Source organism: Bradyrhizobium sp. MI1.11, from assembly GCF_055811255.1.
Window position 1 is genome coordinate 1 of record NZ_JBVVPM010000259.1, and the last position, 215, is coordinate 215.

General features: G+C 60.0%; 1 protein-coding gene. It reads left to right on the forward strand.

What is annotated here, in order from left to right; translation table 11 throughout:
• A partial coding sequence (locus AC0L30_RS43285) for a tyrosine-type recombinase/integrase (protein ID WP_473406824.1) occupies window positions 1–215 on the forward strand: 215 nt, incomplete at both ends.

The window sequence follows — 215 nt, forward strand, 5'->3', positions numbered from 1 at the left end:
GCCCGGCCGCGGCTTTATCTGTTCCCTGGTCGTGACGAAGATCATCCGATCGATCAGACCGTGTTGCACGCAGCCTGTCGATCGGCGGTGAAGGCTGCGGGCCTGACCAAGCGCGTCACGCTGCACACACTGCGCCACAGCTTCGCGACGCATCTTCTCGAGAACGGAACCGATATCCGGATCATCCAGGTCTTGCTCGGGCACAATAATTTGTC